Genomic DNA, 26,280 nt, shown 5'->3' with positions numbered 1-26,280 from the left:
GGCGAACAACGATATCTGTGACCTGCGACGCTCCGGTGAACCGGCGGGATCCGGCCGCATCGAACCGGAGGGTCGGCGACACGACGGGAAGGTCTTTCAACCGTACAGTTGAAAATCCGGACCGGCTCTGCGAGGATCGACCCATGTCCCTTTCCGAACTGTCACCCGCCGAGCGCCACCGCCGGATCGCCGCCGGATTCACCGACCGTGTGCTCGGCGCCGCAGACTGGGACGCGCCCGCGCCGGTCGACGGCTGGGCCGCGCGGGACGTGGTCCGGCACCTGGTCGAGTGGCTGCCCGGGTTCCTGGCCGGCGGCTCCGACGTCAAACTGCCGGTCGGCCCCGGCGTGGACGACGACCCGGTCGCCGCCTGGCAGGTGCACTGCGACGGGGTGCAGGCGCTGCTCGACGATCCGGCCACGGCCGGGCGGACACTGAACAACCCGCACATCGGTGAGGTGCCGGTGGACCGGGCGATCGACCAGTTCTACACCTCCGACGTCTTCATGCACACCTGGGACCTGGCCCGCGCGACCGGCCAGGACGAGCGGATCGACGCCGAGTTCGCGGGCCGGCTGCTGGCCGGCATGCTGCCGATGGAGCAGATGATCCGCGGTTCGGGGCAGTACGGCCCGGCCGTCCCGGTGCCCGCCGACGCAGACGCACAGACCCGCCTGCTCGGCTTCATCGGCCGCGACCCGGCCTGGACCCCGAAGGCCTGAAAGCAGCCGGCCGGCGCAGACCTGAAGGCAGCGGGACGGCGCAAGCCTGAGCGAACTCAGGCGACGCCGCAGTGGTCCAGGGCGACGAGCGCCAGCGCCCGCGTCGCGGTGAGCACCTCGTCGAGGTCGACGGATTCCTGCGGCGCGTGCGCCAGCCCGGCGTCACCGGGGCCGTAGTGCACGGTCGGCACGCCACCGACGTTGCGCATCAGGCGCAGATCACTGCCGTACGGGGTGAGCCACATGTCCACCGGCCGCGGCGACACCCGGGCGTGCGCCGACCGCACGGTCCCGACGATCGCCGCGTCCGGGTCGGTGAGTCCCGGCTCGAACTGGCCGCCCCACCACTGCACCTCCACCGGGTGCTGCCGCAGCCAGGGGTGCCCGGCGCAGACCTCGGCGACGGCCTCCTCCAGCGCGAGCCGGGCGGCGCCGGTGTCCTCGCCGACCGCGACACCGAGCCGGCCCTCGGCGGTCAGCAGCTCGGGGACCGTCGACGCCCACTCGCCGGCCGCAACCGTGCCGATCTCGATGGGGATCGGCAGGTCCCAGCGCTGCGCGAGCGGGTGGCGTACCTCGTTGCGCCGCGCCTCCAGCCGCCGCAGCGCCGCGAAGACCGGCAGGAACAGCTCGATGGCGCTCACCCCGGAGCTCCGCCGGGACGCGTGGGTGGCCAGGCCGCGCACGGTGAGCCGGAACGTCAGCGCGCCGGCGCTGCCCGGGGCGATGTCGAGCGAGGTCGGCTCCGGGATGACGCAGGCGTCCGCGGTCCATCCCCGGTCCAGCAGCGCGAACGTGCCGAGACCGCCGTCCTCCTCACCGATCACCGTGGCGAACAGCAGGTCGCCGCGGAGCGGGACGCGCAGTTCGGCGCAGGCGCGGACCGCCCAGTACGCGGCGATCAGCCCGCCTTTCATGTCGCAGGCGCCGCGCCCGTAGAGGGTCCGGCCGTCGATCGTCCCGGCGAAGGGCGCCACGCCGGCCCAGGCGGCCGGGTCGCCGGGCGGCACCACGTCGACGTGCGCGTTCAGCATCAGCGACGGCCCGTCGCCCCGGCCGGCGAGACGACCGGCCGTCCCCCAGGCCTCGCGCCGGTCCACCTCGGCGCCCGGGAACCGTGGTGACGCCATCGTCTCGGCCAGCGGCACCTGCCAGCCGTCGGTCTCCAGGCCGAGGCCGCGCATCCGGTCGAGCAGCACGTGCTGCAGCGCGTTCTCTTCGTCGGTGCCGGACACGCTCGGCACGCGGACCAGGCCGGCGAGGTCGGCGACGATCTCCTCGGCGTGCTCGTCGACGAAGCCCAGGACACGGGACGACCATGGGTCAGCGGACATCAGAACCTCCTGGTTCGGCCGGTTCGGCACCGGCGACGCGGGTAACGAGGCGGACATGCGTCTCACCGTCAACGGCATCGAGCATGACCTCGATCTCGACCCGCGCACCACTGTTCTGGACGCTCTTCGTGAGCACCTCGACCTGACGGGCGCCAAGAAGGGCTGCGACCACGGCCAGTGCGGCGCCTGCACGGTGCTGCTCGACGGTCGGCGGGTCAACAGCTGCCTGCTGCTCGCCGTCGCGCACCAGGACGCCGAGATCCGGACCGTGGAGGGCTTCGAGGACCACCCGGTCCAGCGCGGGTTCCTGGAGCACGACGGGTTCCAGTGCGGTTACTGCACGCCGGGCCAGATCTGCTCGGCGGTCGGCATGCTCGACGAGGTGGAGCGGGGCTGGCCGAGCGCGGCCACCGGCGGCGATCCCGAGGGCGAGGACCTGCTCAGCGACGCCGAGATCCGGGAACGGATGAGCGGTAACCTGTGCCGCTGCGGCGCCTACCCGAACATGGTCCCGGCGATCCGCGAGGCGGCGGGCCGATGAAGACCTTCACCTACCGCAGCGCCACCGGGTTCGCCGACGGGCTGGAGCCGGGCGCGGTGTTCCTGGCCGGCGGCACCAATCTGGTCGACCTGATGAAGCTGGGAGTCGCCGCCCCGGACGTGCTGGTCGACGTGAACCGCCTGGTGGCGGACGAGATCAGCGAGTTGCCGGGCGGCGGGCTGCGGATCGGCGCGGGGGTACGCAACAGCGACCTCGCCGCCGACCCCCGGGTCCGCACGCGGTACCCGGTGCTGAGCCAGGCCCTGCTCGCCGGGGCGTCCGGGCAGTTGCGCAACATGGCGACCACCGGCGGGAACCTGCTCCAGCGCACCCGCTGCCGCTACTTCATGGACGCCACCAAGCCGTGCAACAAGCACGCACCCGGGACCGGCTGCCCGGCGCGGGACGGCGATCACCGGAACCTGGCGATCCTCGGCGGCTCGGACGCGTGCATCGCGACCCACCCGTCGGACATGGCTGTCGCGCTGGTGGCGCTGGATGCGGTGGTGAACACCAGCGGACCGGCGGGCGAGCGGCGCATCCCGGCCGAGGAACTGCATCGGCTGCCGGGTGACGCGCCGGAGCGGGACACCGTCCTGGAGCACGGCGAGCTGATCACCTCGGTGGACCTGCCGGCGGTGGAGGTGACGAACTCGGCCTATCGCAAGGCGCGCGACCGGGCGTCGTACGCGTTCGCGGTGGGCTCGGTGGCGGCGGCACTGACCGTCGCCGGCGGCACGGTCGGTGACGTGCGGCTCGCCTGGGGCGCGGTGGCGCCGAAACCCTGGCGGGCCCGGATCGCCGAGGAACGGCTGCGGGGTGCGCCGGCCACCCGGGAGTCCTTCCTGGCGGCGGCGGACGCGGAACTCGCCGGGGCGCGGGCGTTGCGCGACAACGCGTACAAGATCGCTCTGATGCGCAATCTGACCGCCTCGGTCCTGGAACGTCTGGCAGCCGCGGGAGGCACCCGATGACCGCCACCACGCACCGGGCCGTGGGCACGCCGCTGGCGCGCCTGGAGGGACCGAAAAAGGTCACCGGCGCGGCGAAGTACGCCGCCGAGTACCCGCAGGACGACCTCGCGTACGCCTGGATCGTGCAGTCGCCGGTGGCGCGGGGCCGGCTGGACGCCGTGGTCGTGGACCCGACGGACGAGGCGATCGTCGTGCTGTGGCACGGCAACGCGCCCCGCCTGCGGGATGCGGACGATCCCGAGCTCGCCGTCCTGCAGTCGGCGGCGATCAGCTATCGGGGGCAGCCGGTGGCGCTGGTCGTGGCGGACACCCCGGAGGGTGCGCGGCGGGCGGCGCAGACGGTCCGGCTGGAGATCACCGCCGAGGAGCACGACACGGTGCTGCGGACCGATCACCCGGAGCTGTACACGCCGGAGACGGTGAACCCGGGATTCCCGTCCGAGACGGCGGCCGGTGACGTGGACCGGGCGTGGGCGGCGGCACCGGTCCGGATCGACGTCGAGTACGCGACGCCGGCCCTGCACAACAATCCGATGGAGCCGCACGCGACGATCGCCCGGTGGGACGGCGACGAGCTGACGCTCTGGGACTCCAACCAGCATCCGTCCGGTGTCGCGGCCACCGTGTCGCAGGTGTTCGGGATGCGCCCGGACCAGACCCGGGTGATCACCGAGCACGTCGGCGGCGGGTTCGGCTCGAAGGGCACGGCCCGGCCGAACGCGGTGCTCGCCGCGATGGGTGCCCGGGTCACCGGCCGCCCGGTCAAGCTGGCCCTGCCCCGGCAGCAGATGTTCACCGTCGTCGGGCACCGCACCCCGACCCGGCAGCGGATCCGCCTGGCCGCTACCTCCGACGGCGCCCTGACCGCGATCGATCACCAGGCGTTCTCCCAGAGCAGCCGGCTGTTCGAGTTCGCCGAGCAGACCGCTGTCGCGACCCGGCACATGTACGCCGCCCCGAACCGGCGCACCGGCCACCGGCTGCTGCGGCTGGACATGCCGACGCCGCGCTGGATGCGCGCGCCCGGTGAGGCGCCCGGCATGTTCGCCCTGGAGTGCGCGATGGACGAACTGGCCGCGGAACTCGGCATCGACCCGATCGAGCTGCGGGTCCGCAACGAGCCGGAGGTCGAGCCGGAGACCGGTACGCCGTTCACCAGCCGCCACTACGTCGACTGCCTGCGTCAGGGTGCCGAACGTTTCGGCTGGTCCGGGCGGGACCCCCGGCCGCGGCAGCGCCGCGAGGGCGACTGGTGGATCGGCACCGGCGTGGCCGGGGCGACGTACCCGGCGATGGCCCAGCCGTCGACCGCCCGGGTGCGTGCCTTCGACGACGGCGGCTTCGAGGTGGCGATCGGCGCGGCCGACCTGGGCACCGGGGCGCGGACCATCCTGACCCAGATCGCGGCGGACGCCCTCGGCGTGCCGGTGGAGCGCATCACGATCCGGATCGGCGACAGCAGCCTGCCCAAGGCGTCCGTCGCCGGCGGCTCCTCGGGCAGCGCCTCGTGGGGCTGGGCGGTCACCGGCGCGTGCCGGGCGCTGCGCGAGTCCGGCGAGCGCGAGGCCGTCTTCGACACCACGGAGCTGATCCAGAAGCAGGAGAAGGAGGGACGGCACGCCTTCGGCGCCCACTTCGCCGAGGTACGGGTGGACGCCGTCACCGGCGAGGTCCGGGTGTCCCGCCTGTTCGGCATGTACGCCGCCGGCCGCATCCTGAACCCGCGCACCGCCCGCAGTCAGTTCCTCGGCGGCATGATCATGGGGATGGGGATGGCCCTGCACGAGGAGGGTGTCCTGGACCCGGCGATGGGGGAATGGGTGAACCACGACCTCGCCGAGTACCACATCCCCGCGCACGCCGACGTCGAGAACATCGATGCCGCCTGGCTCGACGAGCAGGACGACCAGCTCAACCCGATGGGCAGCAAGGGTGTCGGCGAGATCGGCATCGTCGGCTCGCCGGCCGCGATCGTGAACGCCGTCTGGCACGCCACCGGCGTCCGGGTCCGCGACCTCCCGGTCCGGCTCGACAAGCTGCTGCCCCACCTGTGACCGGAGCCGGCCGGACCCGGCAGAACGATGCGGGAATGGCCGGCACCCGCCGCCTCGAAGCGGCCCGGTGCGCGATCATGAGGGGGTGACGGGTCGCACGTACGCCATCCTCTCCCCGTTCGTCGGCGGCGACTACTACGGCGCGATCATCGCCGGGATCAACGCCGCGGCCGTCGCCGCCGGCGACCGGGTGATGGCCGTGCAGACGCTGGACCCGGGTTCGCACAGCGCCGACCGCAGCGGCCTGCCCGAGTTCCACCGCCCGCTGGCGTGGGCGCACCTGTCCGGCCTGGCCGTGCTGCCCGGCGCGGTCTCCGAGGAGTACGCCGCGAAGGCCCGGCAGGCCGGGCTGCCGGTGGTCCGGGTGGCGCACGACGGCGCCGGCGCCGCGGTGCTCGCGGACAACCGCCCAGGGGTACGCGCAGCGGTGGCGCACCTGGCCGGGCACGGTCACGAGCGGATCGCGTTCGCCGGTTACCTGACCCACTTCGACCTGCGGGAACGCTACGAGGGATACCGGGCGGAGATGCTCGCGCGAGGGCTGTCGCCGCTGCTGTTCGACGCCGGTGACAACCACGAGAGCGGCGGCGAGACGGTCGCGGACGAGCTGGTCCGGGCCGGGATGCCGGTGACCGCGATCCTGATGGGCACCGACCGCAACGCGATCGGGCTGACCGGGCGGATCGCGGCGGCCGGGTTCGCCGTCCCCGGCGACCTGGCCGTGGTGGGTTTCGACGACATCGCCGACGCGGCGTACCTGCGGCCGGCGCTGTCCACCGTGCGGCAGCCGCTCGACGAGGTGGGGCGTGCCGCGTACCGAACCCTCGCCGACGCGGCCCCGGATCGGGTGACCAGGGTGCCGACGGTCTTCGTGCCCCGCGAGTCGTGCGGCTGCCCGAGCCAGGGTTTCCCGGTCTCCGAGGCGCACACCCGCGCCCTCTTCGACGAGGTGCGGTACCTCCAGAACACCCTCAACATCGAGTACGAGCTCGGCATCGCCCTGCTCGGCGGCGAATCCGTCGAACCCCGGAACCTGGACTGGCTGGACCTGACCCCGGCGGTGGCCGGCTGCCTCGGTCTCTGGTCGGTGACCGAGCCGGACACGCTGCGGCTGGTCGGGCAGTACCGCACCGACGTCGGCGCGCCCCTGTCCGCCGTACCGGTCGCCGAGTTCCCGCCGGCGGAGCTCTTCACCGCGGCCGACGGGCCGGCCGGTGACATCGTGCTCGTCGTCCCGGTCCGCAGCCGGACCCGGGACTGGGGGATGCTGGCCGCGGTCGGGCGCGTCCAGTCCACCACTCCCCCGGGCCGGGAACTGATGAACCACTCCGGCTCCCTGCTCGCCACGGCCCTCGACTACCGGGTGACCATGCTGTCGTTACGGGAGCAGGAGGAGGAGCTGCGGAGTGCGGCGCTGCGCGACCACCTGACCGGCCTGCCGAACCGGCTGCTGCTGGAGGACCGGCTCACCCAGGCCGGGCTGCGCGCCACCCGCGACCCCGACTACCGGTTCGCGGTGATGCTGCTCGACCTGGACGGCTTCAAGGCGGTCAACGACTCCCTCGGCCACGCCGCCGGCGACGAACTGCTGATCAAGGTCGCCAAGCGGCTGACGAAGCTGCTGCGCCGCACCGACACGGTGGCCCGGCTCGGCGGCGACGAGTTCGTGGTGCTGATCGGCGGGGTGAAGGGCACCGACGGTCACCATGTCGTCCGGGACGCGATCCGCAAGACTCTGACCGAGCCCTTCGTCATCGACGAGGTGCCGGTCACCGTCGGCGTCAGCATCGGGGTGGCCGTCTCCGGCGACGGCGCGACCGACCCCGACCGGCTGCTGCGGGAGGCGGACGCCGCGATGTACCGCGAGAAGACCGCCGGCCGGCGCTGACACCGGACGGCCCTCACTCCTCGATCTCGAGCACCAGCCCGCCGCCTGCTGCGGCGTGGGTGACGCGCTGCCGGCGCCGCTGCCGGTCAGGCGGAGTCGCGGCGGATCAGGGTGGGCTGGAAGATGACCGAGCGCGGGGAGCGGCCGGGGTCGTCGATGTGGGCGATGAGCAGGGCGGCCATCTCGGCGGCCATCTCCTCGACCGGCTGGCGGACCGTGGTCAGCGCGGGCCGGCACTCGAGGGCGGCGCTGGAGTCGTCGAAGCCGACGACCGCCACGTCGGAGGGCACCCGCCGGCCCCGGTCCTGGACGGCGCGCAGCGCGCCCTCGGCCATCAGGTCGCTCGCCACGAACAGGCCGTCCAGCGACGGGTGGGCGTCGAGCAGCGCGTGGGCCGCGGCCTCGCCGCCGGCCCGGGTGAAGTCGCCGGTCACGGCGGGGATGTCGAGGCCGGGCAGGGCGGAGCGGAACCCGGCGAGCCGTTCCGAGCCGGCCGGGATGTCGAGCGGCCCACTGACCGTGGCGATCTCGCGGCAGCCCCGGGCCAGCAGGTGCTCGGCGGCGAGCCGGGCGCCGGCGCGCTGGTCGACGTCGACGTAGCTGACCGGCAGCGGGCCGGGCGGCCGGGACGACAGCACCGCCGGGATGCCCAGGGCGTGCACCTGGGCGGGCAGCGGGTCGTGCTCGTTGCTGCTGATCAGCAGGACGCCGTCGACGTGGCCCTGCCGCAGGTAGCGGACGACCCGGTGGTGGTCGGCGGCGTCGGTCGGCACGACCACCAGGTGCACGTCGTGCGGGCGCAGCGCTCCGGTGGCGCCGGCGGTGACCCGGCCGAAGTACGGGTCGGTGAAGATCCGGTTCAGGAAGGAGTGGTCGTCCGGCCGCTCCGGCTCGCTGATCACCAGGGCGACGGAGTCGGAGCGGCGGGTCACGAGGCTGCGGGCGGCGACGTTCGGCACGTACCCGGTGCGGGCGATCGCGCGCTGCACCGACTCCCGGATGGCGGGCGCGACCGAGACCGCTCCGTTGATCACCCGGGACACCGTGGCCCGGGAGACGCCTGCCGCGGCGGCGACCTCATCCATCGTGGGATGCTGTCCGCCACGGCCGGGTCGGGAATTCATGAGCACTGTTCTACACCGCCGGTCAGGTGGCGGCAGCGGGCGGTACGGGGAAGGTCACCACCATCGCCACCCCGGGGTCGCGTGGTTCCGCGACGGCCTGGCCGCCGTGCGCGACGGCCAGTTGCCGGACGATCCAGAGCCCGAGTCCGACACCCTGCGGCCCGCCGACCGCGAACTGGCCGAAGAGCCGGGACCGCAGCTCCGCCGGGATTCCCGGCCCGTGGTCGCGCACCTCGAGCCGGTCGAACCGGCCGTCCCGGGTGAGCCGGATGTCGACGGGCGGCCGGCCGTAGCGCAGCGCGTTCGTCACCAGGTTGATCAGGATCTGCTCGAACCGCTGCCGGTCGACGTGCAGCGTCAGGCCGGCGTCGATCGTCACCCGGATCTCGGCGTCCACGCGGACGTCGAGCAGCGCGTCCTCGACAAGTGGTTCCGCCGGGTGGGCCGCCAGGTCGAGGCGCAGGTGCCCGGTGCTGTCGATCCGGTCCAGGTCGAGCAGGCCGTCGGCGAGCCGGGCGATCCGGGCGGTCTGCCGCAGGGCCGCCTCGATCATCCGCTGGGTGTGGACGCCCGCCTCGTCCTGCAACTCCTCGAGCGCACCGCGCACGGTGCTCAGGGGTGCCCGGACGTCGTGGGCCAGGGTGCTGACCATCGCGGCCCGCCACCGTTCGATCCGAACCAGCCGCTCCCGGTCGTCGCGCAGGTGCCGGGCCTGCGCCTCGATCAGCAGGGCGACGGTGAGCGAGATCGGCATCATCACGACGGCGCTGGCGAGCACCATCTCGGGCTGCCCGGTCAGGATCAGCGGCACCAGGTAGGCGGCGGTGGCGGGCAGCAGGAAGAGCAGCAGGATCCAGCGCGGGAAGTGCAGCGCCGCCCACGCGTACAGCAGCACCAGGAACGGTCCGGTCCCGGCCGCGATGCCGCCGAAAGACCAGGTGGACAGGCCGATGACGGCGAATCCGGCGAGCCCGAGCACGGCCGGCGCGTTCGGCGGGGTGCGATGCCACGGGAAGAGCAGGGCGACCAGCCCGAGGGCGAGGTCGCAGGCCGCGACGATCAGCAGGCGGTGCGCATGGCCGGGGTCGTTGACGATGCCGAGCAGGGCGAGCAGGCCGGCGAGGAGGACGAGGACGGCGGCCTGCCGGGCCGCCGCCCGGGGCCCCGTCCCGAGCAGTCTGAAAGGCCCGTTGTGCACCGGTTCGGAGTGTAACGGAGTTGCTGCCCCTCGGGGACGCAGCCCGAGGGGCAGCAACCGTCAGGGCCGCCCGTCCACCCCGCACTTGACGATCGGGCGGATGCAGTCGTTCACGCGGCGCGCCATCTCCGCCACCGGCCAGGCGTTGAAGAAGTCGCCGTGCATGGTGTAGCCGGCACCGGACGCCAGCCGCAGCCGGGCCGGGTCGCCGGTCACCGGGTACCGCATGACCTGCCGCAGCTTCGGCACGACCACCGGGTGACTCGGCGGGCAGGCGTTGTTCACCGGGTACGCCATGTGGCTCTTGTGATCGGCCGAGTCCAGGTTGCGCCCGTCCCAGCAGTGCGGGAAGTCGAGGTACGACTCCAGCATCGAGCCGGCCGGGCAGTTCACGAAGTCCGGCGACGACCCGACGTGCCCGGCGTGCAGGCACGACCACCGGGCGAGGGTGTTGTCGGCCGGGCCGGCGGCCTTCGCGTTGCCGGCCACGATCCGCAGCCCCAGCGGCAGCGGCTGGGTCTGCGCGATCAGGTCGTCGCGGACGCCCTCACCGAGGTAGTAGAAGATGCCGGTGACCGGTTCCACCGGCTGGTTGTCGCGGTAGAGCGTCGGGATCCAGTACGACGACTTGTCGATCGACGGGTTGCAGTTGCTGTTCGCGTTGAGCAGGGTGTCGACCGTCGAGGACGCGTTCGTCACGGTGCTGCCGAAGAAGCTGTGCATGTGCGAGGCGCCGGGCAGGTTCGGGAAGATGATCGGGTCGTCCGGCAGCCGGTGACTGAACGGGCAGTCGGCCAGGAACTCGGCGACCCGCACGGCGCCCGGCGGGATCGTCGGCGGTGTGGTGGTGCCGCCGGACCCGTACACCTGGAACTCGGCAAGCGAAACGCCCCACTGCGTCGCCCGCGCGCTGGTCTCCAGCCGCACGTACCGGCCGGTGCCGGTCACCGTCAGGGTCTGCTTCCCACCGCCTCCGGCGGCGGTGGAGTGCAACGTGGTCCAGGTGCGGGCGTCCGCGGAGGCCTTGACCGCGAAGGTACGGGCGTACGCCGCCTCCCAGTCCAGCACGACCGAGGTGATCGTCGCGCTGGATCCGAGGTCGACCTGCAGCCACTGCGGGTCGCTGAACGCGCTCGACCAGCGGGTCCCGGCGTTGCCGTCGACGGCGTTGGCGGCCGGGAACGCGGCCGACTCGGTCGACGACGCGGTGACGGCCCGGCCCTGGGAGAGCAGCGTGTCCGCAGCGGCGGCCTCACCGGCCACGGCGATCGCGAAGCTGGCGAGAACCGCGGCCACGGCTCCAGCCATGACCCGCCTCATGACGCCACCTCCGCTGCGCTGCGGCGTCGACATGAGTTCCTGACTGATCCAGCTGATTCGCTCGCAAGCTCGCTCATTGGTACACCCGCACGTAGTCGACGAGCATCCGGGACGGGAACGGCGTGCTCGCGTCGATCGGGCCGGGGAAGTCGCCGCCGACGGCCAGGTTCAGGATCAGGTAGAACTTGTGGTCGAAGATCCACGGGCCCCGGGTGTTCTCCACGGTCTCCTTGTTCGCGTCGAAGACCTGCCGGCCGTCCAGGAAGAACCGGATGCCCTTGCTGTCCCACTCGGCCGCCCAGACGTGGAAGTCCTGGGAGAGGTCGACGGTCGGGTACTTCTGGCCGTACCCTCCGGCGCCGTTGTAGGCCGGCGCGTGCAGCGTCGAGTACGCCTCGCTGGTGTTACGGCCGAGGACCTCCATGATGTCGATCTCACCGTTGTACGGCCACGGCCGCCCCTGCAGGAAGTCGTCGCCCATCAGCCAGAACGCCGGCCAGAGCCCGTTGCCCTTCGGCACCTTGACGCGGGCCTCGATCCGGCCGTACTGGACCGAGAACTTGTTGCTCGTGTTCATCCGGTGCGACGTGTAGTCGCGGCCGTTGGAGGCTTCCTTGCGCGCCTCGATGACGAGGGCGCCGGTGCCGTTCATGGACGCGTTGCGGCTGTCCGGCGTGTAGTACTGGATCTCGCCGTTCTGCGGGAAGCCCGGGTCCATCGTCCACTTGGTGCCGTCCGGCCTGCTGCCGGCGGGACCGTCGAACTCGTCGGCGAAGACCAGGCGGGTGGCCGGGAAGACAGGGTCGGCGGGCTTCGCGGGCGGTGCGGTCGGGTTGCCGCCGGTGCCGTAGACGCTGAACTCCCAGAGCGAGTAGCCGTAGGCGCTGCTGCGGGCGGTGCCGTACATCCGCACGTACCGGCCGGTGCCGGTGGCGTTGACGACGTCCTTCAGGCCGTCACCGGTGGTGGTCGAGAAGATGGTCGACCAGGTGGTGGCGTCGGCGGAGACCTGGATCTGGTAGGCGCGGGCGTACGCCGGATCCCACTGCAGGACGACCTGGCTGATCTGGGCGGTCGCGCCGAGGTCGACCTGGATCCAGCCGGGGTCGACCCATCCGGTGGTCGGACTGGTGGCCCAGCGGCTCGCCGGGTCGTTGTCGAACGCCTTGTCCGCCGTGCACGGGTTGCACTGCGGGTCGTTCTGCTCGGTGGAGGCGCGAGCCGGTTTCGCGTACGAGAGCAGGCCGTTGCCGGGGTTCGTGGTGCCGCTGCCGGAGAAGACCTGGAACTCCCAGAACGAGTAGCCGTACGCCTCCAGCGCCCGCTGGGTCAGGTTGATCCGCACGTAGCGGGCGGTGCCGGTGACCGGGATGCTCTGTTGCCCGCCGGTCGCCGAGGTGGTGGTGTACGCGGTGGTCCAGCTGCTGCCGTTGCCGGAGAGCTGGATCTGGAAGCCCCGGGCGTACGCCGCCTCCCAGTTGATCGCGACCCGGCTGACCGCGGTGGCCGCGCCCAGGTCTACCTGGAACCACTGCGCGGCGGCGAAGGCGCTCGACCAGCGGGTGCCGTTGTCGCCGTCGACGGCGGACCCGGCCGGGGTGCCGGCGCCTTCGCTGGACGAGGCGGTGACCGGCTTGTTCTGCGAGACGAGGACCTCGGCGGCGGCGGCGGCCGGTCCGGCGGGGACGGCGAGGAAGGCCGCGAGCAGGGCGGCTACGGACAGGAGGCGACGTTTCATCACGGGGACTCCTCGGGGGGAATGTTGCGGAGGTGTTTCACAGCGTGGACGGAACTGTGAAAGCGCTCTCTTGTCCGACACTGTGAACCGGCCGATGAGGGCTGTCAATGCACCGAGAACGACGGGGAAGCGCTTTCTCCACGCCGGCGACATGCATTGACGCAGCTCAGTGCGGGGAGGGCGGAAACGGGCGTCCCCAAGTTCCGGAACCTGGGGATGCCCGTGGAGGTCAACTGCGGAGGCCGGTGCCAGGGACGGGCGGCGGCGCACCCGGAACGACCGCTGCTCGATGCCGGCGTTGCCATGGCCGCCGTAGGGGGTACACGTACACCTTTCCGACGCCGAGCGCCGCCGGGCTTGGGCTGGGGCCTGGGCTTGGGCTTGGGCTGGGACTTGGAAAGCGCTCTCCAAGTACCAATATTGTTTCTGCCATGTTGCCGGACGTCAATAGAAAGCATTGACATCTACGGTTCCGGAACCGGAGACTGCGCGAGTGCCAGCACATCATCGGGCATTTTTCACGGCCATCCTCGCCGCCGGCCTTACCGCCGGCCTTACCGCCGGTTGCGCAGGGCGGCAGCCCGCTCCCGAGGCCACCGCGCTCTCATCGGCCCCCGCCGCGCCACCGGCGGGCGCCCCGCTGCCGTCGGCCCTCTCCGCCTCGTTCTCCACCACCGACACGGCCTGGCTCGAGATCACCATCGCGATGAACGAGCAGCTGCTCCCCCTTCTCGACCTCACCAGCGCGCACGGCCGGGAACCGGGCCTCAAGGAGCTGTCGGAGCAGGTCAGGATGCGTACCATGGAGGAGTTGACCGAGTTGCGCCGGCTGCACACCGAGGCCGGGCTGCCCGCGGAGAACCCGCACAAGGGCATGCCGATGCCGGGCATGGTGACACCCGAACAGGTCGCCGAGGCGGCCGCACTGACCGGCGACGCGTTCGACGCGGTGCTGCGCACCCGCTTGACGGAGCATCTGCAACAGGGTCAAAGCCTGCTGCTCTCCCTGCTCAAGACGGACAGCCCGCCGCCGATCGCCACCGTCGCCGAACGCGTCAAGCTGAACCGCGAATTCGCCGTTCAATCACTGCGGTGGGTCACCGAAAATCCGCGCTGAAAAACTGTTATCCGCTCCCCTCCTGACCGTCACCGCACGCTTTCCGGCGCGTTCCCGCGCATTCCCGTCCCCTTTTCGCGCGGGCGGCATCGCGCGTTCGCCGTCGCACCGCGTGCATCCCGCCGCGCCCGCCTTCCCGCATAGCGCGGCCGCCGTCGCACCGCGTGCACCCCGCCGCGCCCGCCTTCCCGCATCGCGCGGCCGCCGTCGAACCTCCGCTGTGGCCGAGCCCGGGGCCACCGCCCCGGCTCGGTGTCACCCGGCGATCACCGCAGGTCGTAGTTCTCGTTCAAGGCGGCCCCGCGCTCCGGCTGGTACTTGTCGAAACCCGCGGATCGCACTGGTGCCCGTCGTTGACGCAGTGCCGCACCAGGGCGTCGGGCGTCGGGCGTCGGGCATCGGGCATCGGGCGTCGGGCGTCGGGCGTCGGGCGTCGGGCGTCGGCGGATCCCACACGTTCGTAGTGGAACGAGTAACCCCGCCCACTGGAGCTCCAGCGGACGGCGGAGCAGCCACCGAAGGCATCCATCGCGGATGCCGGAGCAGCCACCGAAGGCAGCGATCGCGGACGTCGGAGCAGCCACCGAAGGCGGCGATCGGGGGCGACTCGCCGTTCTCCACGGAGGAGGCGAGGGCCGACCGGCCATGTGACAGCAGGGTGTCCGCAGCCTGGGCGGACTGGTTGCCAGCGGCCGGTGACTCGGAGAGCGCTTTCCCCCAGCCGTTCCGACATGACATACGTCAATGCCTTCAGGCTGCCGGAGGCCGGTGCTTGCGCAGGCCGCTGTTCCCCGCACTACCGCTTCCCCACCTGTTGAGCGGGCCATTGGAAAGCGCTCTCCCCGTGCTATAACTTCGGTCATGCAGAGCCAGCGGCTGCCCACGCTCGAAGATGTGGCCCGCGTGGCGGGTGTCTCCCGGGCGACCGTGTCCCGTGTCGTCAACGGCATCCGCAACGTCGACCCGCAGCTGCACCAGCAGGTGTGGAACGCCGTCGACCAGACCGGTTACGTGCCCAACCGGCTGGCCCGGTCGCTCGTCACCCGCCGCACCGGCACCGTGGCCCTGGTCGTCTCCGACTCGGAGACCCACGACGACGACCCGTTCATGAGCCGGTTCTTCTCCGACCCCTACTTCGGGCGGGTGGTCGGCGGCCTGATGAGCGTGCTGCGGCCCGCCGGCGTCCAGCTGGCCCTGCAGATGGTCGGCGCGGACGGTCACCGGCGTCTCATCGGCGACCTGCGCAACGGCCAGGCCGACGGCGCCGCTGTGCTGTCCCTGCCGGCCCACGACCCGCTGCCCGGCCTGCTCGCCACCGCAGGCATCCCGGCCGTCCTGATCGGCCGCCCCGCCGAACCCGTCCCGATCAGCTACGTCGACCTCGACAACGAGGCCGGTGCCGCCCTCGCCGCCGACCACCTAGCCGCCCGCGGCTGCCGCCGGCCGGCACTGATCTCCGGCCCCGCCGAGGTGCCGGCGAGCGTCGACCGCGACTCCGGTTTCCGCCGTGCCGCAGCCCGGCACGGCCATGCCTGGGTGCCGGGCGCCACCGGCAATTTCACCCGCGAGAGCGGCGCCACCGCCATGCGCGAGCTGCTCACCGCCCACCCTGGCCTGGACGGCGTCTTCGTCGCGAACGACCTGATGGCCCTTGGCGCCCTCGCCGTCCTGCGCGAAAGTGGCCGCGCGGTCCCCGACGACGTAGCCGTGATCGGCTTCGACGACAGCAGCGCCGCCCTGGCCGCCGCGCCGGCTCTGACCACCGTGCGGCACCCCCTGGAGGACATGTCCGCCGAGGCGGCCCGCCTTCTGCTCACCCAGGTGGAGACGCCGGCCGGCCGGGTACGATCGGTCATCTACGAGCCCAAGCTGGTCGAACGCCAGAGCGCCTGACCCGGCACCGCATTGCTGGTGGATCGGCTGCGGCACGGAGTGCGGCGGCGGGTGGCGGCCGGGACGGTGAGCGCCGCAGGTGCGGTATGTCGACGCGGCGGCGCTCGGTGAGGCGGATGAGGGTGGGGTCGTGTACCCCTGCGTTCGGCTTTCCTGTGGCCAGTGGATGGCCAGGCGCGTTTCGCTGCGAAGGGTCCGAGCGGCGATGTTGATCTGCTAGCGATGCAAAATCGTCGTCACAGCCCCATGATCACAGCAATTTCGCATCGCTAGCAGATCAACTTCTCGGCATGGGCAGCGCGTCCGGCGTCACCCGGGCCGGGAAAGGGGCACGGGGCGGCGCCGGGTCAGAGGATCGCGCGGAACTCGGGCCAGCATCCCCAGAAGCGTTCGACCTCTTCGATGATCGGTTGCAGGTTGGTGGCGATGTCGCGCGGCACCGGCGTACCGTCGTCCCAGCGCGGCACCGACGGCAGGTAGTAGAGACCGCCGCGGACGCCCGGCTCCACACCGAGCGTCAGCACGTGACCGTCAACCTCGAACTGGCGGGCGAACCGGCCATGACCCCGCAAGATCGCGCCGGAATGATGTTGTGCCTCTTGGCGGTGCAGTTCCCGGACCGTCATGGTGTCCTCCATCGTGACGCCGGGGGTACCCGGCATCAGTGGATACGCCGTACGCCCGCGAGCCGTTCATCACAGACCGTGACATTCCTCTGTGGATGCCGGTGGGCCGCCCTTTCGGGCGACAGCGCACGGGTTCGACCGCGCGGCGCGGCTCCGGCGGCACCGGACACGCCGTCCATGGCGAGAAGTTGATCTGCTGGCGATGCGAAATCGCGGTGATAACCCCATGATCACAGCGATTTCGTAGCGCTAGCAGATCAACAACGCCGCGCCGAGCACCGCTCGCACTCGCCGGTTGACAACCGGCAGCACAGGCCGAAAGCACGGCCGACAGCACAGGCTGGGAGCACGGGCCGGGGGCACGGGCCGGGGGCACGGCCGACAGCACAGGCTGGGAGCACGGGCCGGGAGCACGGCCGACAGCACAGGCTGAGGGCACGGGCCGGGAGCACGGCCGACAGCACAGGCTGGGGGCACGGGCCGGGAGCACAGGCCGGGGCTGCCTGACCGCACGTGGTGAACGCACACCCCGGTGTGGGCTCGCTCGCGTTGACAGCAGGCGGCATACTCCCCGCGTGCGCAAGAAGATTCTGACCTGGTCGGCGGTGGCCGTCGTCGTGGCGGCCCTGGTTGTCGCCGGCGCGACCCGGCCGTGGCGTGACGCGCCCGGCGACGCCGTCCCCGGCGGTCTCGAACTGCCCTGGATGTGGCAGGCAACCGTGGACATGGATCCGCCCGGCCGGGCCTCCGTGCTGGTGGGCGGTGACTCGATCGGTTTCCGCGGCACCGACATCTTCGACTCCGAGGGCAAGATCGCGGTGGTTGGGCGTGCGGGCGACTACCGGATGCTGCTGCACGGTGGCTGGGATTCCGTCGCCGCCGGTGCCGATGTGCTGCTCTCGCCGGACGGGCTCCGGGTGGCCCGGTCCGCCGTCGACACCGAGGGTCTGGAAATCATCGACCTGACGACCGGGAAGTCCCGGATCCACCCGGTGGAGCTGTCGTCGGCCGGTCCGATCGCCTGGGCGCCGGACGGCCGGTCGGTGCTGACCTCGGTCTACGTCGGCGCGAACAGTGAGAACGTCCAGTTCGTCCTGATCGATCTGGACACCGGGGGCCGCCGGCTGATCGGCGAGGAGATCCCCGACTGGTCGGTGCGCAGCGCGTCCCGGGGTGCGTTCGCCCCCGACGGCCGGCACCTGGCCATCACGTCCGGTGAGACGCTGCGGTTGATGGACCGCACCGGCGCCACCGTGTGGACGGCCCAGCTGGGCGACCGGGCCCACCTCGCCGGCACCGGCGCGTTCACCCCGGACGGCACGCGCATCGCGATCGCCCGGCTCGACGGCTGCGTGCAGGACTGCGACGAGACGGCCCTCGCCGCCCGCCGCTGGACTGTCGGCTACCTCGACGCCGCGACCGGCGCGCCCGCGACCGGGCCGGAGCTGCCGGCGGTGACCGGGATGGCGATCCGCGCGCTCGGCTGGAGCCAGGGCCGGGATCTCGTCGTGGTGCGGCATCTGCCGGAGAAGGACGCCTACCGCGAGGCCCAGTCGGACGCGACGCCGGGATTCTGGAACGACACCGGATGGTACGAGACCGGCGACATCGCCCTGCTCGGCCTCAGCCCCGGCGGCGGTACGCGGACCCTGCTCGACCCGCCCGGTGACGTGCTGACCATCGACGTCGCGGCCGACCTGCTGCAGGCGGGCCGGTTCGGCGGTGCCACACCGGCGGCGAACCCGTTCCCGGCGCGGCCGATCATCGTGTGGGCCGTGGTGCCGCTGATCTGCCTCGGCATCGTCTTCGTGCCGCTGATCTTCGCGGCGGTCGCAACCGTCCGCCGCCGGCGCCGCTCGTCTGCCCCGGCCGGTCCGCCGAGCAAGCCGGGTCCCACGCCGGCGTAAGGGCCGGGCCGGGCGCCGGCGTGGGATCAGCGGCGGCGGCGGTTGCCCCGGTAACGGTCCTTGCGGCCCGACGCCACCACCAGAGCGATCAGCCCGACCACGGCGACCGGCACCACGACCAGGACCATCGGCGACATCCCGAGCAACGCCGAACGGGGCTCGGGTGCCGCGACCCGGTCCGGTGCGATGGTCGGTTTCGCCGTGGATTTCGTGGTGGGTTTGCGCGACGGCGCCGGCGACGGCTTCAGGTCTTTTTTGATCACCGACAGGATCCACGGCGCCACCGCGTCGACCCGGGTGGCGATGTCGGGGCCGGTGTGCGGGCAGTCCGGCCCCCGGCTGACCACCCCCACCACGATCGGGGTGCCGCCGTCGGGCTCGGTGAAGTACGGCCCACCGGAGTCGCGTTCGCACGGGCTGGTGTCCGCGCGCGGCGCGATGCCGGAAAGTCCCATCTCCGACGCACCCACCGACGTGACCGTGAACCTGCCGGTGCGCGCCCGGTCGGGGGTGCGGGAGGCGCCCGCCTTCGTCAGCCCGTACCCCACCAGCCTGGTCTTCTGGCCCGAGGCCGGTTTCTTGCGGCTCAGCCGCAGCGGGGTGATGTCGGTGATCGCCCGGTCGAGCCGCGCCAGGGAGATGTCGGCCTCGCCGTGCTGGCGCACCTCCACCACCTCGGCCTGATAACCCGCGTCACCGCTCTGGTCGGTCCGGCCGACCGTGGCGTACGTCTGCTCGGCGACGGTCCGCGACACCCGGTTGCCCTGCGCGTCCTTGAAGCAGTGCGCGGCCGTCAGCACCCAGTGCGGCGAGATCAGGCCCCCGGAACAGGAGCTGTCCCGGGTGCCGCCGTCCGCCGTCGGGATCCCGAGAGCGATCAGCTTGACCGAGAACGGGTAACGGCCGTCCGGCACGCTTTCCCCGTTCGCGATCGCCTGAGCAGGCGTCGCAGTCGCGATCACGCCCATCGTGACCGCGACCGACATCGCCAGCGTCTTCCACATGTGTCCCACCGCCCGTGCAGCCTAGGCAATTCCGGCAACCCCACCTGGATTGACGAACGGGAGACCCGAAAGGTTGAGTTTTTCGATGATCTAGGACTTTCCGGCGCCGGGCTCGGCCATCCGGCGGTGCATCTCGGCCTTGAGACGGTCCGGCATCACCTTCGCGCCGACGCCCTGCGCCTTGGTCTTCAGCGAACCGGCGACCACCTTCTCCTTGTCCTTGAGCATCGCCTCGAAGCCCTGCGCGGCAACCTGCGCCGGGTCGTCCTTCTTGCTCTGGCCGACCCGGGTGTCGTCCATCTCGGCGCGGTGGAAGAAGTTGGTGTCGGTCGGGCCGGGCATCAGCGACGTCACCGAGACGCCGGTGTCGTTGAGTTCGGCGCGCAGCGCCTCGGCGAACGACTGCACGAACGACTTGGAGGCGTTGTACACCGCCTGGTATGTGCCGGGCATCTCGGAGGCGATCGACGAGGTGAACAGCACCTGGCCCTGCCCGCGCGCCACCATGTCCGGCAGGACGCGCTTGGCCAGGTGCACGGTGGAGGTGACGTTCACGTCGATCACGTTGAGTTCGTCGGCCAGATCGGTCTGGCGTACGAAGTCGCCCCCGATGCCACGGCCCGCGTTCAGGGCCAGGGCGTCGACGGGCCGGCCGGTCTCCCGGATGGCGGCGTAGGTCTGTTCCACCCCGTCGAAGGTGGCCAGGTCCGCGCGTACGGCGACCACCTGGTTCTCACCGTCGCGGCGCAGCACGTTGGCGGCCTCCTCGATGCCGGCGTCCTCCGCGACGATCAGCAGGTCGTAGCCGTTCTCGGCGAACTTGCGGGCGAGTTCGTACCCGATGCCGCTGGAGGCACCGGTAACCACAGCGAATTCGTTGATTTCCGTCGTCATACCGCTGAGATGCCCGGCTCGCCGCCGTTCTAACTGCCCCCGGACGGCCGGTAACCGAACGCCGCCTCGGCCGCCGCCGGTCGCCCGGCAACAGGTCCACGCCGACCGTCGTCATGCGGTGCCCAGCCCCGGCCGGGCGGATGTCAGGCGGGGTCGTCGTGGAAGCGGATCGCCACCCGTGCCACGCGGCCGCCCGCCCAGCCCAGGACGACCGTGCCGGCGCCACCGCGGGACCACCTGAACCGGACGACGCCGTCCGGCCCGAATTCCACGGGTTCGATCGTGTCGTCGGGCGGGTCGGCCGCGTACGCCCGCGCGATCGCCTCCCGTCCGTGGAACGGGCCCACCGGCGGCCCGGTGAAGGTCATCACCGCGTCCGGGTGCAGCGCGTCCGTGAAGGTCTGCCAGTCGCCGGTGGTCACCGCCGCGTTGAACGCCGCGACGTAGGCGCGGGCCGCCTCCTCGTCGCTCATCAGCGGGACAGGTCGTGTTTGCGGTGGGTGGCCTTCTCGACCAGGGTGGCCGGCAGCAGGCGGCGCAGCGCGAACACCAGCGGGGCGTTGCTGCCGACCGCGTAGTGCGGTTTCGGCCGGGGCGCCTCGATGGCCTTGACCACCGTCGCGGCGACCTGGGTGGCGCTGATGCCGGTGCCCTCGTTGCGGTTCAGGGCCGCGAGCATCCGGTCGAAGTCGGCGCGGTGCGGGGAGTCGTCCGCCACGTACGTGGTGCGCCGCTCGCTGATGCCGGTGTTGATGGAGCCGGGTTCGACGGTGGTGAGCCAGACACCGTACGGCGAGTACTCGTGCCGGGCCCCGTTGCTGAACCCCTTGATGGCCGCCTTCGTCGCGACGTAGGACGACCGGTAGGCCAGCGGGAACGACGCCAGCATCGACCCGACCATGACGACCCGGCCGGAGCGGCGTTCGCGCATCCCGGGCAGTGCCAGCTGGGCCAGCCGCACCGGGCCGAGCACGTTTACCTGGAACAGCCGCCGCAGCGCGTCCCCGGGTAAGTCCTCGAACGGGCCGGACTGGCTCTCCCCCGCGTTGTTGACCAGCACGTCCACTTCGGTGAGCAGGCCCGCCAGGGACTCGATCGACGTGTCGGAGGTGAGGTCGAGCGCCACGTACTCCACGCCGGGGGCGCGCTGGGCGTCGCTCAGTGCGGACGGATGGCGGCTGGTGCCGATCACCCGGTAGCCGCGGGTGGCGAGGGCGGCTGCGGTGGCGAGGCCGATGCCGGAGGAAGCCCCGGTGACCAGAGCGGTGCGCTTCACCGGCTGACCATACCGTCAGTCACACCGGGTTGACCCGGACCGCGTCATCAGACGCGGCGGGTGAGCAGCACCGCCAGCAGGATCGGCGCGAGCCCGGCGACCGAGGCGGCGATGGCGATGGAGTGGTCACCGGAGTGGAACGCCGTCCAGCTGTTGACCGCGGCCAGCGCGACGATCACGACGAGTGCCAGCCAGAGGAACGCGGACATGATCCGGCGGGCGACGACAACGACCTGTGAGGATTGCACTGTCATCGGCTGCTCCCTTGAACGAGTGGCGTCGATCTTAAATGGTCAGCGCCCGCGGCGACAGAAATGTCACTTACCCATGTCCGCGCGGTCTCATGACGACGGATCGGAAACGGCGGGCGCCCGGTTTCGCACCGGGCACCCACCGTCGCAGCAAGGCGAGCGGCCGACCTCAGGCACGCATCACGGTGGCGATCGGGATCCCGGCCGCGCGCAGCGCCGGGATGAACCCGCCGAGCACGCCCGCCACGATGCCGGCGAGGATGCCGGCCACCCCGGCGTCCCACGGGAACTGCACGTTCGCCAGCAGCGGCTCGGAGTCGCCGAGCAGCATCGACACCGCCTTGAGCCCGGCCACCCCGACGCCGATCGCGGCGGCCGCGGTGAAAAGCCCGGTCAGCATCGTCTCGGCGAGCACGATGCCGGCGAGCAGCGAGCGCGGGGTGCCGACGGCCCGGCGCAGGGCGAACTCCTCGACCCGTTCGCCGACCGTGGCGAGACCGACGTTGAGGATGCCGGCCACGCCGATCAGCAGGACCAGGCCGGCCATCGACAGGAAGATCAGCCGCATCAGCTTGAGCTGATCCTCCATCTGTTTGCGGGACTCGATCAGATTCGGGTACGACTCGACGCCCGCACCCCGCAGCTTGGCCGTGAGGACCTGCTCGACCGGGCCGCCCGGATAGGTGAGCACCTGGATCGGCATGCCGAAGTTCGGGTCGTTCAGGGCGGTGGCCGGCATCCAGTTGGTCAGCTCGTCGTGCCGGACGTAGGCGCGCGGCTGGATGTCACCGTCGTCGACCACACCGACGATCTGCGGTGTGACGTTCTGCTTGGCGCCGTTGATCCGCATCTCGGCCGGGACGTGGTGGCTCTCGAAGCCTTTCGCCGCCTCCTTGTTGATCACCAGGCGGGGTGACAGGGACGGGACCGTGCTCGCGTCCAGCCAGTCGCCGGAGACGTGCCGCAGCGGCCGGAACGTGAGCAGATCACCGGAGACCGCGGTCAGCGCCACCTCGATGGCCTCCCCGGTCGGCGGGCCGGGCACGCAGTTGCCACTGGGGTCGCAGACCTCGGTGCTGCCCCAGCCGCCCTGGTCGAAGGGGGCGGCGCCCGGGTTGATCGGGCTGACCCCCGGCTCCCCGATGATCGCCTGGGTGAAGATCAGGGAGACCGCGTCGGGGCGGCCGGCCACCGTGTCGGCGACGATGCCCGGCGACTTCGCGTGCGGCATCACGTCGATCATCAAAGTGCCGTCGTACGCGGACCGCAGCTCCAGGTCGGACATCAGCGCGCGTTCGGCGATGCTGGCACCGGCCTGCACGGTGACCACCGCGAGCACGCCGAGGAACAGGCTGATCATCGAGAGCAGGGTGCGCAGCTTGCGGGCCCGGATGCCCTGCAATCCGATGATCAGGGCGGACCGGAACCGGCCGGAGAGCCGTCTCATACCCGCACCTGCTCGGTGAGTACCCCGCCGACCAGGCTCATCGTGCGGCCCATCCGGGCCGCGTGGTCACGGTCGTGGGTGACCAGGATCAGAGCGCAGCCCCGGTGGGTGGCCGCCGACAGGGCGTCGATCACGGCGGCGCCGGTCTCGGTGTCCAGGGCGCCGGTCGGCTCGTCGGCCAGCAGCACCCGCGGTTCGCGGACCAGCGCGCGGGCGATCGCCACCCGCTGCTGCTCGCCACCGGACATCCGGGTCGGCCGGTTCTTCGCCAGGTGCGCGATGCCGACCCGGTCGAGCGCCTCCATCACCTGGGCGCGCCGCTGCCGCCGCGGCAGCCAGCCCTGCCCGTTGACCAGCGCCATCGCCACGTTCTGCGCCGCGGTCAGGTGTTTGAGCAGGAAGAACCGCTGGAAGACGAACCCGAAGTGCGAGCTGCGCAACTTGGCGGCCTTGCGTTCGGGCAGCCGGCTGATGTCGTCGCCGGCCAGCCGGTAGCTGCCGGAGTCCGGTCGGTCGAACAGCCCGAGGATGCTGAGCAGGGTGCTCTTGCCGGATCCGGAACGGCCGACGATCGCGACGCTCTCGCCGGCGTGCACGGTCAGGTCGACGCCGTCGAGGATGGTGCGTGGTTCCTGCTGGCCCTTGAGGACCTTCGAGATGCCGGCCAAGTCGATCATCGGCTGGTTCATCCGGGCTGCCCCGGCTGGGCCTCGGCGGTGGGCAGGTTCGGCCCCGGGACGGCGACCGTCTCGTCGCCGGTCAGGCCCTTCTTGATCTCGATGACCTTGCCGTCGGTGAGCCCGAGGGTCACGTCGACGGTCGTCCGGTTGCGGTTCTCGTCGACGAGGTCGACCTTGCCCTTGCCCTGGGTGCCGGCGACCGCCTCGACCGGCAGGACCAGCACGTCCTTGGCCTTGCCGGTGACCACGTCGAGGGTCACCTCGGCGCCGTTGATGAGCTTGACGTCGGCGGGCGGCGTGCAGACCAGTTGCAGGCCGGTCGCGTCGGAACCCGCCGGCGCCTCGGGACCGGTGGTCGGCTCGACCGGCTGGACGGGCGCGACCGGGGCACCGGAGGCGCCGGTCGTCGGTGTCACGCTCGGCGCCGGCGGCTCCGGGATCGTGCCGGCGGGGAGGGCGGCGATCGTACCCTTGGCCTTGCACTTGAACGGGCCCGGACCGTTCTTGATCTGGCCGGTGACGCTCTTCGCCGCGCCCGAGATGCGGTAGGCCTGGTTGCTGTCGATGTCCGCGACGATGCCGTAACCGGCGTGCCGGGCCGAAATGATCGGCATGCCCTCGGTGACCGCCGACCGGTCGTCCATCAACCGGCCGGCCATGATCGAGCCCTTCGGGATGGTCACCTCGTGTGGGTGGCCCTGCTTCCAGATCGTCGCCACCCACAAGGCCCGGGTGGCCGGCTTGGTGGCGGGGGTGCGCTGCACGTAACGGATCTCGCCGTCCGTCGGCGCGACGACGCCGAAGACCGGGTTGACCGCCACCTTGCCGGCCAGGCTGATCTGGTTCGTCAGGTCCTGGCGCTCGGGCTTCACCGTGGTCAGCACGGTGCCGCGTTGCTCGAGCCCTGGTGTCTGGGCCGGTTCGGCCTCCGACGTGCAGCCGCTGATCAGCATCACGCCGGCCGCTGTCACCGCCCCCGCGCGGGCCAGTCCGGGTCGTCTCACGGTGCCTCTTCTCTCCGAGCCGGCAACCCACCGGCCAAAGATGATCTCGAATACGCTGTGGCGCGGAGCAGACGGTACAGGGCCGTCGCAACCTCACGCGAGAGCGTGATCGAGACGCGGAGAATCAGGCGGCGCCGGTGGCCGGGGCGTCCGCCCGTACCCCCGCTGTCCCGTCCTGCGGGTGCCGCAACCCGGGATGGCCCGCCGGCAGGTTGCGGCGGATGACCCACCAGCTGACCGCCAGGCACGCCGCCACCAGCGGCCAGCTCAGCGCCACCCGGGCGATGCCCAGCTCGGTGACCCGGCCGGCCTCGTAGAGCGGCACGAACACGGCAACCCGGATCACGTACTGGCAGACCCAGACCCAGCTGCCCCGCGAGTACGCCCGCACAAGGTCGGGATCGCGCCGCCACCGGGTCCGCTGCTTGAGCACGCCACCGACGATCAGACCGAGCAGCGGCCACCGGACCACGATGCTCAGGACCCAGAGCAGGGCGCTCGCCGCGTTGCTGAGCAACTGGAGCAGGAAGAAGTTCTCCGCCTTGCCGGTCCAGAGCGCGATCAGGCCGGCCACGCAGACGCCGAGCAGGCCGATCACGACCGCGCGGGGCTTGTCACCGCGCCACATCCGCCACACCGAGAGGGCGAGGGCGAACACCACCGCCGCACCGACACCGGCCCAGATCGAGGAGTCGCCGATCAGGTAACCGGCCACGAACCCGATCGGCGGCAACGACGCGTCGACCGCGGCACGACGGCCGTTGAGCAACTCCGTCAGCGATTCCGGCTCCGCCATCTTCACCCTGCCCCTGATTCAGTTAGGTGAGCCTAACTGAACCGGGTGTCCCTCAGCCCACCGGCCCGTACGCGACCAGGTAGGCCCTCGCCCGCCGGTACGCCGCGACCAGCTGGACCAACGCCACCGCGAACAGGGCGCAACAGGCGAGCTGGAGCGCGGCCGTCCAGAACCGGCCGCCGTCGGCCAGGCGCAGCGCCGCCGCGACCCCGTTCAGCACCAGGGCCAGCGCCGCACCGGTCATCGCCGCCGGCAGCACCCGGCGGGCCCGCGCCGCCTCCCCGACGGCCAGTCCCCGTTCCGGCTCGGGCAGCTCCTCCTGCTGCCGGATGGCCCGCGCGACCCGGCCGGCGACCTCCGGCGTCAGCCGCGGATCGGCCTTGCCGGCACGCCGGTTGAACACGAACACGACAACCGCGACACCCACCGCGATCATCAGCACGGTCACGGCCACGAACACACCGTCCGACACGTTCATCGCTTCTCCCGTCC

Annotated in this window: 24 protein-coding genes; 8 read left to right on the top strand and 16 right to left on the bottom strand. The window is 71.9% G+C overall.

Annotated features, from left to right (window positions below; all coding sequences use genetic code 11):
• Nucleotides 1-143 precede the first annotated feature (143 nt).
• Nucleotides 144-722, top strand: a complete 579-nt coding sequence (locus LPA41_RS10945) for a TIGR03086 family metal-binding protein (protein ID WP_229069993.1) — start codon at nt 144-146, stop codon at nt 720-722.
• Nucleotides 723-778: 56 nt separating this feature from the next.
• Here LPA41_RS10945 and LPA41_RS10940 read toward each other — a convergent pair whose 3' ends face one another.
• Complete coding sequence (locus tag LPA41_RS10940) at nt 779-2,056, bottom strand: ArgE/DapE family deacylase (protein ID WP_229069992.1); 1,278 nt, start codon at nt 2,054-2,056, stop codon at nt 779-781.
• Nucleotides 2,057-2,111: 55 nt separating this feature from the next.
• Between LPA41_RS10940 and LPA41_RS10935 the strand changes: the two genes are divergently transcribed.
• From LPA41_RS10935 to LPA41_RS10920, 4 genes are all read left to right on the top strand, one after another.
• A complete protein-coding gene (locus LPA41_RS10935) occupies nt 2,112-2,597 on the top strand; it encodes a 2Fe-2S iron-sulfur cluster-binding protein (protein WP_229069991.1) in 486 nt (161 codons plus the stop codon).
• On the top strand, nt 2,594-3,571 hold the full coding sequence (locus tag LPA41_RS10930; RefSeq protein WP_229069990.1) for a xanthine dehydrogenase family protein subunit M: 978 nt from the start codon (nt 2,594-2,596) through the stop codon (nt 3,569-3,571). Before LPA41_RS10935 ends, LPA41_RS10930 begins: the two co-directional genes overlap by 4 nt.
• Nucleotides 3,568-5,625: a xanthine dehydrogenase family protein molybdopterin-binding subunit gene (locus LPA41_RS10925; RefSeq protein WP_229069989.1), complete on the top strand. Its 2,058-nt coding sequence runs from the start codon at nt 3,568-3,570 to the stop codon at nt 5,623-5,625. The genes LPA41_RS10930 and LPA41_RS10925 overlap by 4 nt, the downstream gene beginning before the upstream one ends.
• Before the next feature lie 85 nt (nt 5,626-5,710).
• Nucleotides 5,711-7,513: a GGDEF domain-containing protein gene (locus LPA41_RS10920; RefSeq protein WP_229069988.1), complete on the top strand. Its 1,803-nt coding sequence runs from the start codon at nt 5,711-5,713 to the stop codon at nt 7,511-7,513.
• 86 nt (nt 7,514-7,599) lie between these two features.
• Here LPA41_RS10920 and LPA41_RS10915 read toward each other — a convergent pair whose 3' ends face one another.
• The 4 genes from LPA41_RS10915 to LPA41_RS10900 form a co-directional block, all read right to left on the bottom strand.
• Nucleotides 7,600-8,598: a LacI family DNA-binding transcriptional regulator gene (locus LPA41_RS10915; protein ID WP_229069987.1), complete on the bottom strand. Its 999-nt coding sequence runs from the start codon at nt 8,596-8,598 to the stop codon at nt 7,600-7,602.
• A gap of 61 nt (nt 8,599-8,659) precedes the next feature.
• Nucleotides 8,660-9,835 carry a sensor histidine kinase KdpD gene (locus LPA41_RS10910; RefSeq protein WP_229069986.1) on the bottom strand — a complete coding sequence of 392 codons (1,176 nt, stop codon included), beginning with the start codon at nt 9,833-9,835 and terminating at the stop codon, nt 8,660-8,662.
• A gap of 60 nt (nt 9,836-9,895) precedes the next feature.
• The gene (locus tag LPA41_RS10905) at nt 9,896-11,155 is read right to left on the bottom strand and encodes a DUF1996 domain-containing protein (protein ID WP_229069985.1); all 1,260 of its coding nucleotides are present in this window, start codon (nt 11,153-11,155) and stop codon (nt 9,896-9,898) included.
• A 73-nt stretch (nt 11,156-11,228) separates the two neighbouring features.
• Entirely contained in the window at nt 11,229-12,893 is a 1,665-nt protein-coding gene (locus LPA41_RS10900) for a discoidin domain-containing protein (RefSeq protein WP_229069984.1), read from the bottom strand.
• Nucleotides 12,894-13,386: 493 nt separating this feature from the next.
• Between LPA41_RS10900 and LPA41_RS10895 the strand changes: the two genes are divergently transcribed.
• Complete coding sequence (locus LPA41_RS10895; RefSeq protein ID WP_229069983.1) at nt 13,387-14,010, top strand: DUF305 domain-containing protein; 624 nt, start codon at nt 13,387-13,389, stop codon at nt 14,008-14,010.
• An 861-nt stretch (nt 14,011-14,871) separates the two neighbouring features.
• Nucleotides 14,872-15,903 (top strand): LacI family DNA-binding transcriptional regulator, encoded by a 1,032-nt coding sequence (locus tag LPA41_RS10890; RefSeq protein WP_229069982.1) that lies wholly within the window; start codon nt 14,872-14,874, stop codon nt 15,901-15,903.
• A gap of 347 nt (nt 15,904-16,250) precedes the next feature.
• Here the strand turns inward: LPA41_RS10890 and LPA41_RS10885 are convergent, their stop codons facing one another.
• Nucleotides 16,251-16,565: a hypothetical protein gene (locus tag LPA41_RS10885; RefSeq protein ID WP_229069981.1), complete on the bottom strand. Its 315-nt coding sequence runs from the start codon at nt 16,563-16,565 to the stop codon at nt 16,251-16,253.
• A 539-nt stretch (nt 16,566-17,104) separates the two neighbouring features.
• Here LPA41_RS10885 and LPA41_RS10880 point away from each other — a divergent pair.
• On the top strand, nt 17,105-18,436 hold the full coding sequence (locus LPA41_RS10880) for a WD40 repeat domain-containing protein (protein WP_229069980.1): 1,332 nt from the start codon (nt 17,105-17,107) through the stop codon (nt 18,434-18,436).
• Between the two features lie 26 nt (nt 18,437-18,462).
• On the opposite strand, the gene LPA41_RS10875 is transcribed toward LPA41_RS10880, so the two are convergent.
• From LPA41_RS10875 to LPA41_RS10830, 10 genes are all read right to left on the bottom strand, one after another.
• On the bottom strand, nt 18,463-19,440 hold the full coding sequence (locus tag LPA41_RS10875; RefSeq protein ID WP_229069979.1) for a trypsin-like serine protease: 978 nt from the start codon (nt 19,438-19,440) through the stop codon (nt 18,463-18,465).
• Nucleotides 19,441-19,530: 90 nt separating this feature from the next.
• Nucleotides 19,531-20,334, bottom strand: a complete 804-nt coding sequence (locus LPA41_RS10870; RefSeq protein WP_229069978.1) for an SDR family oxidoreductase — start codon at nt 20,332-20,334, stop codon at nt 19,531-19,533.
• Nucleotides 20,335-20,477: 143 nt separating this feature from the next.
• A complete protein-coding gene (locus LPA41_RS10865; protein WP_229069977.1) occupies nt 20,478-20,807 on the bottom strand; it encodes a nuclear transport factor 2 family protein in 330 nt (109 codons plus the stop codon).
• Nucleotides 20,807-21,610 carry an SDR family oxidoreductase gene (locus tag LPA41_RS10860; protein WP_229069976.1) on the bottom strand — a complete coding sequence of 268 codons (804 nt, stop codon included), beginning with the start codon at nt 21,608-21,610 and terminating at the stop codon, nt 20,807-20,809. The genes LPA41_RS10865 and LPA41_RS10860 overlap by 1 nt, the downstream gene beginning before the upstream one ends.
• A gap of 47 nt (nt 21,611-21,657) precedes the next feature.
• A complete protein-coding gene (locus tag LPA41_RS10855; RefSeq protein ID WP_229069975.1) occupies nt 21,658-21,864 on the bottom strand; it encodes a hypothetical protein in 207 nt (68 codons plus the stop codon).
• 166 nt (nt 21,865-22,030) lie between these two features.
• Nucleotides 22,031-23,308, bottom strand: coding sequence for an ABC transporter permease (locus LPA41_RS10850; protein ID WP_229069974.1), 1,278 nt, complete (start codon nt 23,306-23,308; stop codon nt 22,031-22,033).
• Nucleotides 23,305-23,997, bottom strand: a complete 693-nt coding sequence (locus LPA41_RS10845; RefSeq protein WP_374238144.1) for an ABC transporter ATP-binding protein — start codon at nt 23,995-23,997, stop codon at nt 23,305-23,307. The genes LPA41_RS10850 and LPA41_RS10845 overlap by 4 nt, the downstream gene beginning before the upstream one ends.
• The gene (locus LPA41_RS10840) at nt 23,994-24,992 is read right to left on the bottom strand and encodes an efflux RND transporter periplasmic adaptor subunit (protein ID WP_229069972.1); all 999 of its coding nucleotides are present in this window, start codon (nt 24,990-24,992) and stop codon (nt 23,994-23,996) included. Before LPA41_RS10840 ends, LPA41_RS10845 begins: the two co-directional genes overlap by 4 nt.
• A gap of 124 nt (nt 24,993-25,116) precedes the next feature.
• On the bottom strand, nt 25,117-25,788 hold the full coding sequence (locus LPA41_RS10835) for a DUF3159 domain-containing protein (protein ID WP_229069971.1): 672 nt from the start codon (nt 25,786-25,788) through the stop codon (nt 25,117-25,119).
• 52 nt (nt 25,789-25,840) lie between these two features.
• Nucleotides 25,841-26,266 carry a hypothetical protein gene (locus LPA41_RS10830; protein WP_229069970.1) on the bottom strand — a complete coding sequence of 142 codons (426 nt, stop codon included), beginning with the start codon at nt 26,264-26,266 and terminating at the stop codon, nt 25,841-25,843.
• Between the last annotated feature and the right edge of the window lie 14 nt (nt 26,267-26,280).

Origin of the sequence: Actinoplanes sp. DH11 (assembly GCF_020873875.1) — a bacterium.
Lineage (GTDB): Bacteria > Actinomycetota > Actinomycetes > Mycobacteriales > Micromonosporaceae > Actinoplanes.
The sequence above is the reverse complement of the archived record's forward strand: the minus strand, read 5'-3'. Positions and strand labels throughout refer to the sequence as shown.

Coding starts and splice junctions, on each gene's coding strand:
- LPA41_RS10945 (WP_229069993.1), top strand. CDS start 144: ATGTCCCTTTCCGAACTGTCACCCGCCGAGCGCCACCGCCGGATCGCC.
- LPA41_RS10940 (WP_229069992.1), bottom strand. CDS start 2,056: ATGTCCGCTGACCCATGGTCGTCCCGTGTCCTGGGCTTCGTCGACGAG.
- LPA41_RS10935 (WP_229069991.1), top strand. CDS start 2,112: ATGCGTCTCACCGTCAACGGCATCGAGCATGACCTCGATCTCGACCCG.
- LPA41_RS10930 (WP_229069990.1), top strand. CDS start 2,594: ATGAAGACCTTCACCTACCGCAGCGCCACCGGGTTCGCCGACGGGCTG.
- LPA41_RS10925 (WP_229069989.1), top strand. CDS start 3,568: ATGACCGCCACCACGCACCGGGCCGTGGGCACGCCGCTGGCGCGCCTG.
- LPA41_RS10915 (WP_229069987.1), bottom strand. CDS start 8,598: ATGGATGAGGTCGCCGCCGCGGCAGGCGTCTCCCGGGCCACGGTGTCC.
- LPA41_RS10905 (WP_229069985.1), bottom strand. CDS start 11,155: ATGAGGCGGGTCATGGCTGGAGCCGTGGCCGCGGTTCTCGCCAGCTTC.
- LPA41_RS10900 (WP_229069984.1), bottom strand. CDS start 12,893: ATGAAACGTCGCCTCCTGTCCGTAGCCGCCCTGCTCGCGGCCTTCCTC.
- LPA41_RS10890 (WP_229069982.1), top strand. CDS start 14,872: ATGCAGAGCCAGCGGCTGCCCACGCTCGAAGATGTGGCCCGCGTGGCG.
- LPA41_RS10885 (WP_229069981.1), bottom strand. CDS start 16,565: ATGCCGGGTACCCCCGGCGTCACGATGGAGGACACCATGACGGTCCGG.
- LPA41_RS10875 (WP_229069979.1), bottom strand. CDS start 19,440: ATGTGGAAGACGCTGGCGATGTCGGTCGCGGTCACGATGGGCGTGATC.
- LPA41_RS10870 (WP_229069978.1), bottom strand. CDS start 20,334: ATGACGACGGAAATCAACGAATTCGCTGTGGTTACCGGTGCCTCCAGC.
- LPA41_RS10865 (WP_229069977.1), bottom strand. CDS start 20,807: ATGAGCGACGAGGAGGCGGCCCGCGCCTACGTCGCGGCGTTCAACGCG.
- LPA41_RS10855 (WP_229069975.1), bottom strand. CDS start 21,864: ATGACAGTGCAATCCTCACAGGTCGTTGTCGTCGCCCGCCGGATCATG.
- LPA41_RS10850 (WP_229069974.1), bottom strand. CDS start 23,308: ATGAGACGGCTCTCCGGCCGGTTCCGGTCCGCCCTGATCATCGGATTG.
- LPA41_RS10845 (WP_374238144.1), bottom strand. CDS start 23,997: ATGAACCAGCCGATGATCGACTTGGCCGGCATCTCGAAGGTCCTCAAG.
- LPA41_RS10835 (WP_229069971.1), bottom strand. CDS start 25,788: ATGGCGGAGCCGGAATCGCTGACGGAGTTGCTCAACGGCCGTCGTGCC.
- LPA41_RS10830 (WP_229069970.1), bottom strand. CDS start 26,266: ATGAACGTGTCGGACGGTGTGTTCGTGGCCGTGACCGTGCTGATGATC.